The 17104-nt window shown below is 36.7% G+C and carries 18 protein-coding genes and 1 pseudogene; 7 read left to right on the top strand and 12 right to left on the bottom strand.

Annotation, left to right across the window (positions count from 1 at the left end):
• Positions 1-135: 135 nt before the first annotated feature.
• The 4 genes from ACEN3Z_RS09615 to ACEN3Z_RS09600 all read right to left on the bottom strand — a co-directional run bounded on the left by ACEN3Z_RS09615 (position 136) and on the right by ACEN3Z_RS09600 (position 4684).
• Positions 136-1371: a serpin family protein gene (locus tag ACEN3Z_RS09615; RefSeq protein WP_407090679.1), complete on the bottom strand. Its 1236-nt coding sequence runs from the start codon at positions 1369-1371 to the stop codon at positions 136-138.
• Between the two features lie 74 nt (positions 1372-1445).
• Complete coding sequence (locus ACEN3Z_RS09610) at positions 1446-3353, bottom strand: alpha-amylase family glycosyl hydrolase (protein ID WP_407090678.1); 1908 nt, start codon at positions 3351-3353, stop codon at positions 1446-1448.
• Positions 3354-3463: 110 nt separating this feature from the next.
• A complete protein-coding gene (locus tag ACEN3Z_RS09605) occupies positions 3464-3814 on the bottom strand; it encodes a DUF2568 domain-containing protein (RefSeq protein ID WP_338489754.1) in 351 nt (116 codons plus the stop codon).
• A gap of 30 nt (positions 3815-3844) precedes the next feature.
• Complete coding sequence (locus tag ACEN3Z_RS09600) at positions 3845-4684, bottom strand: aldo/keto reductase (protein ID WP_138405313.1); 840 nt, start codon at positions 4682-4684, stop codon at positions 3845-3847.
• Between the two features lie 137 nt (positions 4685-4821).
• Here ACEN3Z_RS09600 and ACEN3Z_RS09595 point away from each other — a divergent pair, with 137 nt between their 5' ends.
• Positions 4822-5256 carry a hypothetical protein gene (locus ACEN3Z_RS09595; RefSeq protein WP_407090677.1) on the top strand — a complete coding sequence of 145 codons (435 nt, stop codon included), beginning with the start codon at positions 4822-4824 and terminating at the stop codon, positions 5254-5256.
• Between the two features lie 13 nt (positions 5257-5269).
• Complete coding sequence (locus ACEN3Z_RS09590) at positions 5270-5818, top strand: hypothetical protein (RefSeq protein WP_407090676.1); 549 nt, start codon at positions 5270-5272, stop codon at positions 5816-5818.
• 16 nt (positions 5819-5834) lie between these two features.
• Here ACEN3Z_RS09590 and ACEN3Z_RS09585 read toward each other — a convergent pair whose 3' ends face one another.
• The 3 genes from ACEN3Z_RS09585 to ACEN3Z_RS09575 are packed head-to-tail and all read right to left on the bottom strand — an operon-like array spanning position 5835 to position 7794.
• Entirely contained in the window at positions 5835-6548 is a 714-nt protein-coding gene (locus ACEN3Z_RS09585) for an MgtC/SapB family protein (RefSeq protein WP_407090675.1), read from the bottom strand.
• Positions 6549-6601: 53 nt separating this feature from the next.
• Entirely contained in the window at positions 6602-6799 is a 198-nt protein-coding gene (locus ACEN3Z_RS09580; protein WP_407090674.1) for a YwbE family protein, read from the bottom strand.
• A 38-nt stretch (positions 6800-6837) separates the two neighbouring features.
• Positions 6838-7794, bottom strand: coding sequence for a Gfo/Idh/MocA family protein (locus tag ACEN3Z_RS09575; protein ID WP_407090673.1), 957 nt, complete (start codon positions 7792-7794; stop codon positions 6838-6840).
• A 164-nt stretch (positions 7795-7958) separates the two neighbouring features.
• Here ACEN3Z_RS09575 and ACEN3Z_RS09570 point away from each other — a divergent pair, with 164 nt between their 5' ends.
• Positions 7959-8972 carry a Gfo/Idh/MocA family oxidoreductase gene (locus tag ACEN3Z_RS09570; RefSeq protein WP_407090672.1) on the top strand — a complete coding sequence of 338 codons (1014 nt, stop codon included), beginning with the start codon at positions 7959-7961 and terminating at the stop codon, positions 8970-8972.
• Positions 8973-8994: 22 nt separating this feature from the next.
• Positions 8995-9972: a Gfo/Idh/MocA family protein gene (locus ACEN3Z_RS09565; RefSeq protein WP_407090671.1), complete on the top strand. Its 978-nt coding sequence runs from the start codon at positions 8995-8997 to the stop codon at positions 9970-9972.
• A gap of 49 nt (positions 9973-10021) precedes the next feature.
• Here ACEN3Z_RS09565 and ACEN3Z_RS09560 read toward each other — a convergent pair whose 3' ends face one another.
• On the bottom strand, positions 10022-10990 hold the full coding sequence (locus ACEN3Z_RS09560; protein WP_407090670.1) for a diaminopimelate dehydrogenase: 969 nt from the start codon (positions 10988-10990) through the stop codon (positions 10022-10024).
• 202 nt (positions 10991-11192) lie between these two features.
• Between ACEN3Z_RS09560 and ACEN3Z_RS09555 the strand changes: the two genes are divergently transcribed.
• Together ACEN3Z_RS09555 and ACEN3Z_RS09550 are read left to right on the top strand one after the other, a co-directional pair.
• Positions 11193-11489, top strand: coding sequence for a lipocalin-like domain-containing protein (locus ACEN3Z_RS09555; protein WP_407090669.1), 297 nt, complete (start codon positions 11193-11195; stop codon positions 11487-11489).
• Between the two features lie 211 nt (positions 11490-11700).
• A pseudogene (locus tag ACEN3Z_RS09550) lies at positions 11701-12428 on the top strand (DsbA family protein).
• Between the two features lie 106 nt (positions 12429-12534).
• On the opposite strand, the gene ACEN3Z_RS09545 reads toward ACEN3Z_RS09550, so the two are convergent.
• From ACEN3Z_RS09545 to ACEN3Z_RS09530, 4 genes are all read right to left on the bottom strand, one after another.
• Positions 12535-12774 carry a hypothetical protein gene (locus tag ACEN3Z_RS09545; protein WP_407090668.1) on the bottom strand — a complete coding sequence of 80 codons (240 nt, stop codon included), beginning with the start codon at positions 12772-12774 and terminating at the stop codon, positions 12535-12537.
• Positions 12701-13558, bottom strand: a complete 858-nt coding sequence (locus ACEN3Z_RS09540; protein WP_407090667.1) for a PepSY domain-containing protein — start codon at positions 13556-13558, stop codon at positions 12701-12703. The genes ACEN3Z_RS09545 and ACEN3Z_RS09540 overlap by 74 nt, the downstream gene beginning before the upstream one ends.
• Positions 13559-13646: 88 nt before the next feature.
• The gene (locus ACEN3Z_RS09535; RefSeq protein ID WP_407090666.1) at positions 13647-14702 is read right to left on the bottom strand and encodes an anti-sigma factor domain-containing protein; all 1056 of its coding nucleotides are present in this window, start codon (positions 14700-14702) and stop codon (positions 13647-13649) included.
• 1 nt (position 14703) lies between these two features.
• Positions 14704-15318 carry a sigma-70 family RNA polymerase sigma factor gene (locus ACEN3Z_RS09530; RefSeq protein ID WP_407090680.1) on the bottom strand — a complete coding sequence of 205 codons (615 nt, stop codon included), beginning with the start codon at positions 15316-15318 and terminating at the stop codon, positions 14704-14706.
• A gap of 216 nt (positions 15319-15534) precedes the next feature.
• Between ACEN3Z_RS09530 and ACEN3Z_RS09525 the strand changes: the two genes are divergently transcribed.
• A complete protein-coding gene (locus tag ACEN3Z_RS09525) occupies positions 15535-16848 on the top strand; it encodes a CAP domain-containing protein (RefSeq protein ID WP_407090665.1) in 1314 nt (437 codons plus the stop codon).
• Positions 16849-17104 lie beyond the last annotated feature (256 nt).

Below are 17104 nucleotides of genomic sequence, written 5' to 3'. Positions count from 1 at the left end.
TGGTGAATTAACCATATCAGAAAGGGGGTCTTTTTTCATCACCTAATGGGTGATGAAGCAGATTACTTTAAAGACTATTAAATCAATGTTAGGAAAGACTATTAGTAAAACTATGAATTATTCAGGTAAGTATATTTATTCAGAAATATTATGGATCAATCCTTCAAATAAAGGAATATCTTTATAGATGATCCCGTAAGCAAAGGGGCGGTCTACTTTTAATTCAATCGGTTCTTCTTCAACCGGCGCCATCGTTGTTTCAATATTTATCTCTGTGACTGCCGCTGCACTTGTTCCTTCTTCATCCAGAACAAGTTCAACGCGTTGAAGAATTTGACTCAAAGCAGTTTCTTCTTGAGTAGTGAAAAAGTCGGTCTCACCCAAGTCTTCTTTAAAATTACTTAAGTCGAAAGCATCTAACGAGTTCGTTAAATCAAAGGAACCACTACTTTCAAATTTCGGTAAAGTTAAAGCGATTGTCTTGTTATTAATTTCTTCCTCTTGTTCTAATACCCATTGATACGCTTCCCACATGCTTTCATCATCTGCCGATTCATCAGGAATGACGATTAATAAGTTAGCTTGGTTACGATACGGAAGTAAGATAGCTTGGAAGCCGTCTCCTTCTAAGTAAGGAATACTTTCTTCCAAATGCATCATTGGAACAACTGTTTCATCATCGCGACCGTAAAAAGTTTCGTCTGTATTTAATTCTTCGTTAAACACATTTAACCAATTGCTCTTGAAATACAGTAAATTCATCATGACTATTTGTAAATAATCATTGGATGTCATCTCAGCGATACGTGCTTCACTATAATACGGATCAATCAGACCTTCCGTTAATTCAGCAATATCTTCATTCAATGACTCGTAGGTTGATGAATCTTGAAAATCAACTCGACTCGCTTCAGTCGCTAAATCTTTTGTATCTTCCAAATAAGTCGAATTCCATTTTAAATCTTCCCGACCTAAAAGATACGTTTTCGTATCAAAGATTGGTTCATCACCTTCGGTCGCTTCCTTTATAAAACTTGCCATCGAGGCAACATACTCATCTCGGTCCATCCCCTCTGGAATTAGAACTTCACTGAGTCGTTCTTTTTCTGATCCGGTTAAACCTGGTTCTAAGGTGAGTAAGGCTAAGTAATACGATAAGGGTGAGTAAAGCGCATTCTCTTCCACTTCCTCTGATACTAAGGGTCTAAGTTCCTGGGAAAAGTCTTGAATTTGTTGGGCTAAGTTTCCTTCAAAATCTCCTTCCACTTGTTCAGATGCCGAGACTAATCCCGGTGTCATCGTTGATACAGCGAGGATTACAACTAATAAATATTTACATAATTGAGATACCCTCTTTAATAAATTAAACATATCAAACTCCTTTCATAATTTGTACAGTGTGACTTATTTCAGTATAAAGAAATTTGCATCACAGTCACTGAATATCACTCCTCAGTCATTGGAGTCAGTTCGCCGTCTTCTACTACTAACAACATTGTGCCGCCTTCTGAAATTGATGGAATCATCAATTCAATGCTTGCTTCTCCCGATTCAATTGCCTCCGCAGTATAGGTGAGGTCACTATAATAATCAGTTATTGCTGCATCTTCTGATGATACGGGTAAGTTTATTGTGTGTGAATCTTCAGATAAGTTAAAGATAATATAAACTTGTTCCCCTTCAAGCTCTCTAGTCACGATTGTCCATTGATCTTCTAATGACTGACCATAAACTTCTCTAGAACCACGAGCTAACAATTCAGAATTTGCACGACGGAATTGAAGTAATTTCTTATAGTGCGTTAAGATATCATTGTCTTCCGTTTGGTCCCATGCTAAATCATACCGATTGTCATACACCGGCCAATTATTGGCTCCCGTCTGACCTAATTCTTCCCCGTAGTAAATGACTGGTTGCCCTTTAGCAGTCATTTGTAATGTGACTGCCACTTTATATTTATCTTCATTGCCGTTTATCATATATAAAAAACCGGTCTCATCATGACTACTTAGAAATTGCCCAGTCGGACTCGCACTTGTCATTGCACCATTTCGGCGTTCTAGACGAGAGTTTACACCTCTAAAGTCACCATTAATGAAATCTCTAGCGTAGTTTTTAAATTCGAAATCTAAGACACTATCCATCATTCCGGAATTCAAATACCCTTTCGGACTTGTTGCACTTGCTCCCCATACTTCACCGATTAATTGGAAGTCTGGATCAATTGCTGTGAGTTCATTTCTAAAGTGTTGCCAAGCCTTATTATCAACATGAATCACTGTGTCCACTCTAAAGCTAGAAATCGAGTTACCAGCAGGTGTGGTTGATAAATCTAGCCAAGCTGTCTGCCAATCAACTAGTTGTTCATAGACGTCTTGTTCTTTTGTCGTAAAGTCAGGCAAACCAGATAATTCTTGAGTCAGTGAATCCATACCTGGGGAATCACGCAACATCCCCTCAAACACTTCTCGATCTTCCTCTGTTGGGTAGCCTTCGGGCGCATTATCGACATCACTATCTTTACTGTGCATGCCATAACCTGCATGATTTAAGACAACATCGACCATAATTTTTATATCTTTTTCAGCTGCTGTATCAATTAATTCATGAAACTCTTCCAACGTACCAAAATGCGGATTCAATTCTTCAAAGTTTTGTGCCCAATAACCATGGTAGCCATAAAATGCCCCATCATTCGTCCCTGAAGATACATCATAAGCGATATTCGATACAATCGGTGATATCCAAATCGTCGTAATACCTAACTCATCTAAATAATCAATCTGTTCAGTAATCCCTTTAAAATCCCCACCCTGATAAACACCTCGTTGATTATCTGCTTCTTCGTATGCTAAATTCCATGGATTATTATTGGACTCATCGCCATCTTTAAAGCGATCTGTCAGCATAAAGTAAATAATTTCTTCATCCCAATCCAGTTCTCCTTCTTCTTTCTCTCTCGGAAGAATCGTCACGGTTGTTTCAGTTTGATATTCTTGTTCTTCTGAATCCCACCAAGTAATCGGAATCGAATAGTCACCCGGTTCCACATCATGTGTGACTGATAAGGTCACTTTTAATAATTCAGGTGAGATGTTTAATTGGCTAGAGCCTCCTAATTGTGAGACATCCGCAACAATTTGTTCAATTTGTACTCCCTCTTCGACATCCAATTCGAGTATGGCATGTTGGTTATAATGAAAAGGCTGGCTCACATTGGCTGTGACGACATCCGATTCGACACTCGTTTCGACGGCCTCTGCCATGACATATTGAGTGTTACTAACTGTGACTGGTTGATACATTAAACTAAGTAAACTGAGTGCTAGAGCAGCTTTGAATTGTAATTTCATATGTGTCTCCTTTTTATTTAAGCGTTTACAAATAAGTATAGCAATACTTTCATCATTCGCCAATAATATCTATAAAAAAAAGACTGAGTTTTTTCACTCAGTTTAAATACTTATACAATTGATTTTTCTCGAAAGTTATAAAGAAAAAACTGGTGAAAAAGAATGAGTACAAACCAACTGCCGGCATACACAGTATTCCCCTTTTGAAACCACATATAACTTGGCAGCATTAAGATAAGGAATTTACCGATGATCATCCAAGCAATTGGCAGTGGGTACGTTGCTTTCGGTGCGAAAAAGGCTCCCCAAATAATAATGATGACACCCACAGTTACGATAGCTCCAAATATTTGTAACCACCTTTGTGAGAAGAAGCTTGCGCCAAAATAGCCGAAACTAATTAAAGCAACAATTTCAATGATTAAAGCCAAAACTGCATGCAGACCTTGTAAAAGCTTCATCTTTTTCGCCTTCTTATTTTTTTATTTTTCTTAGTCAAACTCTTCGTATTCTCTAGGATCTTGCCCTTCAACTAAACCTTCTTTTCCTTTGTCTAATTGATTAATTAATTCCATCTCTTCTTGGGTTAATTCAAAGTCAAAAACATCAATATTCTCAATCTGATGTTCCAGTTGCCCTGATTTTACATTGACTAAGATACCTGTTTGAATATTCCAGCGAATAATTACTTGTGCGATTGATTTGTCGTGTTCTCTAGCAATCTCAGCTAATACTTTATTCTCTAATAAGTCATTTAACTCACGTCCAAGTGGACTCCATGCTTCCGTAAGTATCCCTCGATCTTTATTCGCTTGATGTAAATCTAAATTATTGAAATAGGGATGGCGTTCAATTTGGTTCGTTACTGATGTCACACCAGTGGCTTCAATAATACGGTCTAAGTGTTCTGGTAAGAAGTTAGACACACCTATGGTCTTAATTAAACCAAATTTCTGAGCATCAACTAATGCCTGCCAAGCTTCAACATAATTATCACGTTTTGGTAGTGGCCAATGTATTAAATATTTATCAAAATAATCAATGCCTATCCGATACAATGATTCTTGTATCGCATCAATCGCTTTATCATATTCATGATTAGCTCCTGGTAGTTTAGATGAGACTTGAATGTGCTCTCTAGGAATATTTAATTCACGAATGGCTTTCCCAACAGCCCCTTCATTATTGTAATTCGTCGATGTGTCGATTAACTCATAACCATTTCTGAGTGCTGTCTTAATCGACTGAACGCCTTTTGCTCCTTTGAGGCCAACTGTCCCTAAAGCAATCTTAGGAAAATTATTTCCGTCATTTACATTATAGAATTCCATTTAAACCTCTCCTTTTCTTATATCTATATTTTAATACCACACAATCTATCAACAAAATCATTCAACTTAGTTAAAGTTAATTTCGCAGTGTTTTTATAAATAATATGATATATTGATTAAGAAAAGGAAGTCTTATTATGGCGACAGTTAAAACAGACACAACGTTTGATGTATATTTAAATGAATTAGACGAAAAGGATCAAGATACTATCATTCGATTAGATCAAATGTTAACGAAACAATTTGGCAGAGATAGTCGCAATATTTGGGAAGGTAAATTTTTGGGCGGGCCCCAACAACAAATCATCGGTTACGGAGAAATCCCAATAAAAGGTAAGACCGATGAAACATGGTTTATGGTAGGTTTAGCCCGGCAAAAAGCTTACTTCAGTCTGTATGTGAATGCAGTTGAGGATAAGACATACTTGGCTAAGAAATATCAAGATCAACTGGGGAAAGTAAAGGTTGGTAGCAGTAGCATTAGTTTCAAACAATTTGATGATATTGATTTACCAACTTTAGAAAAAGTATTCAATATCGCCTATCAACAATGGCTAGAAATAAAACAATAGAAAGTGGTGCGTTATGGATCAAAAAATCCAAGACTTATTTGAACTATCTAAAAATGGAACCAAAGAAGAACGTTATAATGCTTTAATTGAACTAAATTCGACTTTAGAACAACCGGTGGATTGGGCGTATGACGTTTGGGATGATTTAATTGAATTATTATCAGATAAAGATGGTCATCAAAGATCACGAGCTGCCCAATATTTATCTCGCTTAGCTGCCTATAGCGACCCTGAAGACCGAATTTTAAAAGATTTTGATGCTTTATGGCAAGTCACTTTCGATGAAAAATTTGTCACTGCACGCCACACTATTCAAACTCTATGGCGAGTCGGGCTTGGAAGCGACGCGGCTAAGAATCTATTCTTAGCACACGTGATAGACCGTTTCAATGATGGCGACAAAGAAAAAAATTATACACTCATTCGTAATGACTTCTTACAAGGTATGCGCAATTTATATGACGAAACGCATGACGAAGTCATTAAAACTCAAGCACTTGAACTTATCACCTTTGTCGATGACTCCAAGTATCAAAAGAAATACGCACAAATTTGGAAATAAAAAAAGGAGGGTATGACTACTCTCCTTCTAATTCTTCAAAATAATTGATCCCTTTTAAGTTTTTGACACGCAATATAAAGTCTTGCTTCTGAATTCGGTTATATAAATCGATAGCTACAAAGTAAACAATTTCATTGGAGTCCGTTTCGTAGTCACTCTCAATGACATGCTCACTCTCAATCTGCATATCAATGATATTCACCCGTAAATCCGCACAAAATTCTAAAAAGTGATTAAAGCTATCTAAAGAATCTGCAATAATATAACAATCAATCTTACTCGACTTACCTTGGATGACTTTCTTTAAAGGTCTAAGTAAGGTCATAATCAGTAAAATGGCAATACCACCAGCAATCGCTCCTTCATAGAAGCCAATACCTATCGCAAGACCAATACAGGCAGCCGCCCATAAACCAGCAGCAGTTGTTAAGCCTTTCACTCGATTTCGATTGGTAACAAGAATGGTTCCAGCTCCTAAAAAGCCAATCCCACTTATTACTTGGGCACCTAAACGAGTTGGGTCTCCTCCCCCAATATTCTCAGTAGCGTATTGGTTTGTCATCATGACCATGGTAGAACCAAGACAGACGAGAATATAAGTTCGCAGCCCTGCCGTGTGATTCTTCATCCCACGTTCCATCCCAATTAATCCGCCAATGAGAACAGCCAGTAAAATTCGAACAAGAATCGTTATTGTATTTAATTCATATAAATCAAACGTTAGATTCATTACATTCCTCCTCTCAGTTTTTTCAAGTCACCTATTATACATCCTTTGAAAAATTATTCAATAATTTCTTTAACTCGACCTACAATGCCACTTTCTAACATCACTTTAATTCCGTGATGGTGATTAGGTGAATTAGTTAAGAGACGTTTGACAACTCCTTCAGTCAATTTTCCTGAACGTTGATCTTGTTTTTGAACAACCTTTACTTTTGTCCCGATTTGAATATCGGCACGTTTAGTTCCATTTTTCATTTGTATTCCTCCTTTAGATCTTTTATAACAACCTTCTATTATAACACAATCTCATCTTTAATTTGGTCCATGATTTGAGCTACATTCTCTGAATGCTTTAATGACATGATCGGACTTTCTGTTTTGTGTTCTTGAATGCATTCAACGACATGAACGATTTCACTATAGAAATCATCATGATCATATGGCACTTCATGTAATTGTGATTCATTGCTGTCAGCTAAAGTGAGTGTGTATGAAGCTGGTCGATGAAAGTTTGGAATACGTATTTCTCCAATCGTTCCCGTAATAATTGCGACTGTCTCCGTTTCACGGTCAAAAGCTGATTCCACTCGTCCAATCACACCATTCGATTCTAATTTCGCATCGACATAGACTTCAACCCCATTATCTGTCACTTCATAATCTACGGCTTTCACTTGAACCGGTGATGTCATGAAATCTTCAATCAATGAAATATTATACACTCCCATATCCAGTAAACAGCCCCCTTGAACAGGCTCAAAGTGATAACTTGCATCCGTTTCAGTAAATACACGGCACAGAGACGTTGAAACACTTAACACTTCACCAATACCTCCTTTTTCGATGCGCTCTTTAATCTCACGATAAGCCGGGACAAAGCGACTTTTCATTGCTTCCATGAAGAATACATTCGTTTCTTTCACCGTCTCAGTAATCTCTTCCATTTCTTGAAGTGACAGCGTCGCCGGCTTTTCACACAGAACAGCCTTTCCAGCTCGCAATGATTTCTTAACCCATTCTAGGTGAAATTGGTGTGGTAAAGCAATGTAGACCGCATCAATTTCTGAATCATCTAATAAAGTTTGATAATTATCATAACTGACATCACATGGATGTTCTGCTCTAAAAGCTTCTGCTTTCTCCATCGTCCGTCGTGCTACGGCATATAAACGTGCACCCTTCACTTGTTCTAAACTCGTCGCAAAGCGATGTGCAATATTTCCCGCGCCAATAATTCCCCATTTAATCATACGTTACCCCTTTTTTTTAAATGTATTTTTTATAAAAGAGTTTTCATTATGTAAATTGTACCTTATTTTTTTCTCGATTCATAATATCTTACGAATAGTTATCTCTATTAATTTTCTCATTTTTAGCATATAGTTAGTAATAACAATATAAAGGGAGGATTTTCATGCTTACAATTGCATACATTGGCAATGGTAAAAGTACTAATCGCTACCATTTGCCTTTTTCAACCCAATTATCTGACAAAATAAAAATCAAAACCATTTATTCTCGCAGTGGAAAAAGTGACTGGACTCCGATTGAAGGAGTGCAGTATACAACGAATATCGACGATATTTATAATGACCCAGAAATCCAACTTGTAGTAGTAACAACACCAAGTTCAAGTCATTATCCCTTAGCTAAAGAAGGTTTATTGCGTGGGAAAAATATGTTGGTCGAGAAACCTTTCACTGAAACAGTTGAACAAGCTCAAGAATTATTCACGCTCGCTAATGAAAAGAATTTATTTGTTCAAAGTTATCAAAATAGACGTTACGATTCAGATTTCTTAACGGTTCAAAAAGTGATTGAATCAAATAAGTTAGGCGATTTATTAGAACTTGAGATGCATTTTGATTACTTCCGACCCGAAGTACCAGAGAATAGTACGTATTCTCGAATTGACAGCTTTTTGTATGGACATGCTTGCCATACTTTAGATCAAGTTATCTCATACTTTGGAGAGCCTGACGAAGTTTATTCAGACGTGCGCCAGTTATTAGGTAAAGGTCGAATGAACGATTACTTTGATTTAGACCTTTACTACGGCAAATTAAAGGTATCCGTAAAATCTAGTTACTTCCGTTTGACACCGCGTCCTAGCTTTATTGTTTATGGTAAAAAAGGCTCATTTATTAAAGAGACTAAAGACCGTCAGGAAGAGCATTTGAAACAATTTTACATGCCAACTGAACCTGACTTTGGCGTTGACTTACCCCAACATTACGGCACATTAACATATATGGATGATGACAATCACTATCATCAAGAAAAAGTCATCTCTGAAGTGGGCGACTATAGTCGCTTCTATGAAGATGTCTATCAAACACTTATTAACAAGCAAGATAAAGTTGTTAAAGACGACCAAACTTTACTACAAATTAAATTACTTGAAGAAGGAACAAAACACTTAAGTTAAACCATTGAATGGAGGAAGTTTTATGAATTTAGCTATCTTTGGCGCTGGAAAAATCGTTCAAGAATTCTTAGAAATGGTAAAAGACATTCCAGAAATTAATCTAACTGCTCTATTATCTTCTGAGCGGAGCATAGAAAAAAACAAAGATTTAATCGTCACTTATGATATTGATGGGGTTTATACTAATGAAGATGAGATTCTTAAGCGCACTGATGTAGATACTGTCTACGTTGCCTTACCGAACCATCTGCACTATGAATTTAGTAAAAAAGCTCTTGAAGCAGGCAAACATGTGATTTGCGAGAAGCCTTTCACCTTAACCTTAAAAGAATTAGAAGAGTTAGAAGCCATCGCTTTAGAGAAAGATTTAGTTTTAATTGAAGCAATTACCAATCAATACTTTGCTAATTTTGCCCAACTTAAAGAGGATTTAAATGATGTTGGTGATTTAAAAATCATTGAATGTAATTATTCACAGTATTCTTCACGTTATGACGCTTTCAAAGAAGGAACTATTCTGCCGGCTTTTAACCCAAAAATGGGTGGCGGATCGCTAATGGATATTAATATTTATAACATCCACCTCGTTGTTGGCTTATTAGGCAAACCAAACCGGGTTGAATATTATGCCAATATCGAACGAGAAATTGATACATCCGGAATATTAGTCATGGAATATGATCAAACAAAAGTTGTCTGTATTGGATCTAAAGACACGAGCGCACCGATTAAAAGTACGATTCAAGGAACCGATGGCTCGCTCATTATTAATGGTCCAACAAACACGTTAGAAAGTTATACTAAAATTATTGGAAAACTCACGGAAGAAGTCATTGATTTAAAAGTACACCCGCATCGTATGTATGAGGAATTTATCGCCTTCAACCTCATCATTAATGAACATGATATGGATACTGTTCGTGAGAAACTCACACATAGTAAAATCGTCATGGAAGTGGCAGAGAAAGCACTTGAAGATGCTAGTATCAAATTAGGATAACAATAACCCCCGAAAGGAATGTCACCGCATTTCTTTCGGGGGGTTCTCATTATAATAATTCTTTTCGTAAATCTGCAGCACTCTTAGGTGATAAATATTTTGGTGCAATATCAAAAACTGTCTGAGCTCCAGAAAGCCCTTCTTGATGCAATTTATAAGCGGCACGTGCATATGCCACATTGACTGCAGCTGTAAACTCAGGGTTACTGCCTAAATTTAATCCAAATTCATAGACTTGTTGCATGTCAGGGGAGGTTTCTCCTGAGCGAATCACTCGTCCACCGTGTGGTAAACCAGCATGATTTGCATGTAATTCTTCCCCCGTAATGAAAGTGACTTCGGTTTGATACCCTTCAAAGTAATCTGGCATCGTTACAATGTCATTTTTTACTTTTTCTGCATCTGCACCCTCTTCCAACACCACATAAACATCACGATTATGAGCGGATTTAGATGTATATTCGACGGTTTCTCCTGCATGGATTTGATCAATTAATTCTGTATTTGGAATTGTATATTGAACGCCATCTTTAACCCCTTCAACACGTCTAACCGCATCTCCGTGCCCTTGGCTCAAGCCTTCACCCCAGAAAGTATATGTATCTCCTTTAGGTAAGATAGCCTCTCCAATTAAACGATTTAAAGAAAACAATCCTGGATCCCAACCCGTCGCGATAATTGACACATATTTATGTGCTTTTGCCACAGTGTCTATACTTTCAAAATAATTCGGAATCTGACTATGATTGTCATAGCTATCTACAGTGTTAAAATGTTCTGCCAAAGCGGGTCCTTGTTCCGGAATATCCGAACGCGACCCCCCGCATAAAATTAAAACATCAATCTTATCTTTGAAGTTTAAGATATCATCCATGTGATATGCTTTAGTTTCTGTATCTAAAGTATCTGGATTACGACGAGAAAAAATCCCTACTAAGTTCATGTCTGGTGCATTCTTTAAGTTAGCCTCTACACCACGCCCTAAATTACCGTAACCTACAATTCCAATATTTATCATAATTAAATCCTCCTTACAGGATAGTTAAAAACTAATTATATTTTGATTCATTTTTCTTCATATGTCAATTAATTTACTATAACATAATTCCCTTTTTTAATTCGATAAAACTTTTAATAAAATGTACGCAAGCATGAATACAGCCAATCTTAGACAACTATAGTATTCTATAATTATCAACTACAATTATCTGGAGGTAAATATGAAAAACTTAGAAGAACAATTAATCGGAACCACTTGGTCACTTAAATCATTCGAATCAGTCGATCAAAATAACCATATTTATTACCCTTTAAGTGAGGATGCTAAAGGTTTTATAGTCTTTGATCATACTGGCTTATTCTCTGTTCAATTAATGGCTAAAGAAGCTTTATCTAAAGATGCCGTCGCTCACTATAGAACGGATGTTGAGAAAGCAATGGGAATGCATGGGTATCATGCATATTCAGGGCATTTTAGTTTGGATGAAGAAAAAGCTGTGATGACTACTTCTGTATAATTAAGCCTTATCCCTGCATATCGAGGATCAAAACAAAAACGTTCAGTTAATATTGAAGGTGACCTCTTATACTTATCAAATATTGAACACCCTGAACGTAAATTAGTCTGGCAAAAAAAATATAATTTAGCTTAGCGCTTACACAATCAAATATCCATTGTAATGATAGGTGTGGATGCTATACTAACACTACGGAATAAAGGAGGCTATTATGCTAGAAATCGAATTTTTTCACGATGTTATCTGTTCTTTTTGCTTTCCGATGCAAATCGCATGCGAAAAGTCATGGATAAATATCAGAATTTAGATATACAACACCGTTCATTTGCCCTAGGTTGGGAAGTAGAACACTTTGAGCAAATGTTTGGCAGTCATGAAGCAGTTAAACCCGAAGTTTTAAATCACTGGGATGCCGCAAATCAAAACGATGATGAGCACCGCTTTAATATCGAAGGTATGAGACAGACTGACTTCAACTTCCCTCATTCGCAACCTGGTCTAATTGCAGCTAAAGCTGCAGGTTTAATTGGTGGCGATTCAATGTACTGGGAAGTCTTTGATAAACTTCAAGAAGGCTTGTTTGTACGCAATTTAAATATAGCAGATCAAAATGTCATTGATGACTTAGTAAAAGAAACGTCCATCGACTTTGATTCATGGAAAAAACAAGCAACTAATGATGAAACTAAACAAGCAGTCTTAAATGACTTAGCGCTTGTTAATGCTTACGGTATTCAAGGAGCCCCTGCTTTAGTGATTGATAAAAAATACCTCATTAGTGGTGCCCAACCTCAAGAGCTGATTGAACAAGCTTTAGAGCAAGCAGCACAAGAAGCAAATATTAATATCACTAAACCTACGACACCTCAGTTTCAAGTATTAGGTGATAATACTGGCGCATCGTGTCGCGTTGAAAATGGAACTTGGATCTGCGACTAGCTTCAAAAGATAAACAAATAAAAACGTAGTGAAGAGGGGAAGCAAATCCACTTTCATTACGTTTTTTTCTTGTTAAAAATAATTATTCAACTTAGTTTGAATCGTCTTAATTTAAACGATGCGTCTCGTTAGTCGTCTCAATCGTCGTCATCCCAGTCGTCATCATCCCAGTCATCGTCGTCCCAGTCATCGTCATCCCAGTCATCGTCGTCCCAGTCATCGTCATCCCAGTCATCATCGTCCCAGTCATCGTCATCCCAGTCGTCATCGTCTCAGTCATCATCGTCCCAGTCATCGTCGTCCCAGTCATCGTCGTCCCAGTCATCATCATAACGGTCGTCGTCATCCCAATCATCGTCGTCCCAGTCATCGTCATAACGGTCGTCGTCATCCCTATCATCGTCATCGTAGCGATCATCATCACGTCCATAGTAATAATTATTATCATAAACTGTTGGGCGGCTTCCACTATAATCATTATAGAATTGACGGTAGTAATGGCGATCATCATCATCGTCGTTATCGTCATCATTTACATCGTCATTAATGTCATTTCTATCATCATCATCTTGGTCAAGAATATCCCCTGTTAAGGCATCAATCTCGACTTCGATTTCCCGATTACCATCAATGAGTGTAATCTCCCACTCTAGTTTATCGTCATCACTGATATCATCATCATCATCACTATCTAAACTCCAATTAACGATATTATTATTTTGAGTGTGATCCATGACTGATTGAGTGATTTCTTCGATGGAAGCCAGCTCATCAACATTTATAGCTAAATTATCATCGTCATCATCTCTAGATTTACTTGCAAAAAAGTTTTCCCCGTTATATCTAATTAATTGATATGCTTCTGTCTCACCACGACCAAGAACTCTTGTAATAAACTGCCCTGTTTCTTGATGCATGTGAATATCAATATCTGTTAATTCGGCATTTGGATAGTATGATTGATAAAGTGAAACTGCCTCATCAAAAGCATTTTGTAACTCACTTGTTTGTTCTTGAGAAATCGCAACAGTACCAACATCATTATTTTGCGCATTAATACTTACTACAGGCGTAATGCCACTTAGAGCAAGCATTGATGCACTGAGTAGAAGGAATTTTTTCATCTTCATTTTCTATCTCTCCCTTATTTTTTTACCGTTTGCTCGGCTTATTAAATAATACGAATGTCGATTTGTTTTTAGGTACCTTTTTTAAAAATTAATCATCATCATCGTCAAAATCATCATCCCAATCGTCATCATCCCAATCATCGTCGTCCCAATCGTCATCATCCCAGTCATCGTCATCCCAGTCATCATCACCTTCTATATAAGAATTCACTGAACTATTGACATTGTCATCAGTACTATACGAATCTTCATCATAAAACGATTCGAACCAATCATCATCTGAATTAAATTCACTATTATCTGTTGGTTTTGGTGTAACTAATCCTTTGAAGAAGCTTTGTAGTTCTTGAACTTCTGAGCGATTATAGATACTTTCTAATAATTCTCTAAAACGTTCACTACTTTGGTTAAAATTATAATACTCCGCGTTTCCTGATAAGCGGTCACGTTTTTCTTTAGCTGATAATACGCGACTCTCTTCATCTGTCCACAATGAAATATTTGCATTAGCCAATTGATAATCACCCAATAAGACTTCTTGTTGAGTTGCATTTTCGTAATCTTCCATTGACCCTTTAATGACGACAATATTATTATTCGCCATTGCATTCCTTAACTCATCTATTACTAGATCCTCAATCGCATTCGTATCATCCGCATTGGCGGCTGAGATAGCAATAAGTACATCTAAGGAATCTGATTCATCAATGAGACTTACCAGTGAAGGCGTAATTTCACTTAGTTTTTCTCCTTCAGTTATACTTTCATTCTCCATTTCACCCAGTCGATTGATGACTCTAACGACTTCATAATCATCATTCAGTTCAACTTGAACACCTTCTTGAGTTCCGATTGAAATGGCTGCATATGCAGGTTCTGATGGACCAAAAATATTTTGAGAAAGATTAAAGAATAAGAACAACACTGCTGCAACCGCTACGAGACTTATTAGTGGCCTAAAATTCACATGACGAACTTTTTCTTTCGCTTGATATCGATCAGAATCAAAGTAAAAAATTTGATCACCTACGGCTAAAGAATCTTTTCTTTTCAACCGATGAATTTCACCACTCGGGTCCATGACGATGACGTAATCTTCTTTGATTTCTATGACAATCGTTTCTTTTACATCATATTTACTCATCTTATCCCCTCTTTATCCAATCTATTAAGCTTGCTAACCCATTTTTAAATATAATAATAGTCGATGTGATAAACACTTTGTTTCCTTTTATAACCTTCACTGAGACATTATTATATGTTGCGGTTAGTTTTATAGGGAGACGCTTCTTTTCAAATAAGGGAATTGTTATCGGCTTATGTTTACTTGATTTCTCCGAGATATGAATAGCTCTTTCGCGACTATCTTTATGTTTTGGAGATTCTTCTATTAACTGCTCCAAACTAATATCAAAGTCTTCAATCGTACTTTTCCACTCTTCAATTTCAATCGCTAATACATTTTCACTTTGTCTCGATTCGTCTTGAAATTGTACGCCTGATTCTGCCATCGAATCTAAGGATGCCATCTCTTCATTCTTTTTTTCTTTCCTTAGATAATCAATCACGCGACTTCGAATAACCACTTTTACAAAATTCAATAAGGATCCTTTTGACTCGTCATATTTTTCAACGGCTTCCTTAAAAGCTAACAAAGCAATTGAAAAAGCATCATCATTTTGAACATTAACATATCTATTGGTAGTCTCACTAACTACTTTTATTATGAAGCCGTAATGTTCTTCAATTAGTTGCTCAATTTGTTTTTCGATTTGAAATGCCTCCTATCTGCTCAATATATAATACGTAACTTTTTAACAATTTAGGGACCTTTTTCTGTAGTTGGTTAAATCATAGCACAAATATTTATTGATTTAATCTAATTATCCTCCAAAAAGGTCCCTAAAATTGATATAGCTTTCGTATTATGTATCGACTGGCAAAGCAAAGTCAAAAATAAGAAAGAAGGTACGAAAATGCGAAACAAGAAATATCTATTAAGAAGAAAAGGTTTTAGTGTTAAAAAGGCTCTATTATCAATTGGTGTTGTTGCTTCCATTGGATTAGCTTTTAGTCATTCGACTGAGATCTTAGAAAGTGCTTTGGCTAATTCTGCAACTGAAAATGTAGAAAAAACTCAAACAAATAATGTATTAAGCCATCCGATAGTGCAAAAAGAACAAAATGCTGCTTTAAATGCATTGATTAATCGTTGGCAAGAAAAGTCTCCTGAAGAAATAAAAGAGGAGTTACTTCGTCAAGAAGAAGCAGGCTCAATTGCTTATGTCGTTCAATGGGGAGACACACTTCCTAATATTGCTTCCGCTGCAGGATTGACTGTTAATGAATTATTAGACTTAAATGGTCTAAGTTCGGATTATCATATCAATACTTCAGATGTCTTAATCGATCTCATAGATAACCAAGGTATTCACGTCGCTGGTGCATATGACGATGACCGGGATGATGATGACTGGGATGATGACGACTGGGACGATGATGACAGGGATGACGATGATTGGGATGACGATGACTGGGTTGATGACTACTGGGACGACGATGATTGGGATGACGATGACTGGGACGACGATGATTGGGATGACGATGACTGGGACGACGATGATTGGGATGACGATGACTGGGACGACGATGATTGGGACGATGACGACAATTATTGGTTAGAAAGATTCTATAACGATCCAAATAACATTCCAGGACACACTCCGAAAACCGAAGGTGATATCCCTACAACGATAGCTCAGGAGAGAGAAGTAGAAACAACACAATCGCCAGATCAAACAGGAAATGATCAAGTAGCTGAAACTACATTAGATGAATTACCTCCCGTTGATACAACAGTAACTGATTCCAATAATGTCAATTTAGATGCAGTTACTCAAGAATTCCATAATTTAGTTAATCAAGAACGCTTAAATAATGGTCAGAGTCAATTGAATTATGGTGATCATTTACAAACTGCAGCCGTAAATAGAACAACAGAAATTACAGAGCATTTCTCACATACAAGACCGAATGGATTATCATTCTTCACCGCACCTGGCTTTGATCAAGGTGGAACGATTGTCGGAGAGAACCTACAACAAACATACATTTCACGCAATGCAACACCTAAAGAAATTGCTCAAAAATTATTTGATAATTGGAAGAAGAGTCCAGGACACTATGAAAACATGATGGATGGTTCGTATTTAGATCATGCAATTCAACTTGATACGTACGAAAATGGAGACAACATCATTATCTATTCAACACAAGTATTCAGTAACTAAAGTAAAATAAAAGATACCGAATTTACTGCCATAAATTCGATATCTGATAGGATTTCAATTCTAGTTCACAAAAATAGAAATATTAAGAAGCACGGATAATTTACGAATTATTCATGCTTCTTTTTTCTATGTTGAATTGCAATAATTAATGCGACAATTTTTTATTTACTCAATTAATAAGAGTTCGTGTAAAAATACTTCCAAAGGTGTTTGGTAATCTAAGCATTTCCTAGGTCGATTATTCATTAACCACAAA

It is taken from the genome of Ruoffia sp. FAM 26254, from assembly GCF_045528545.1.
GTDB lineage: Bacteria > Bacillota > Bacilli > Lactobacillales > Aerococcaceae > Ruoffia > Ruoffia halotolerans.
The sequence above is the reverse complement of the archived record's forward strand: the minus strand, read 5'-3'. Positions and strand labels throughout refer to the sequence as shown.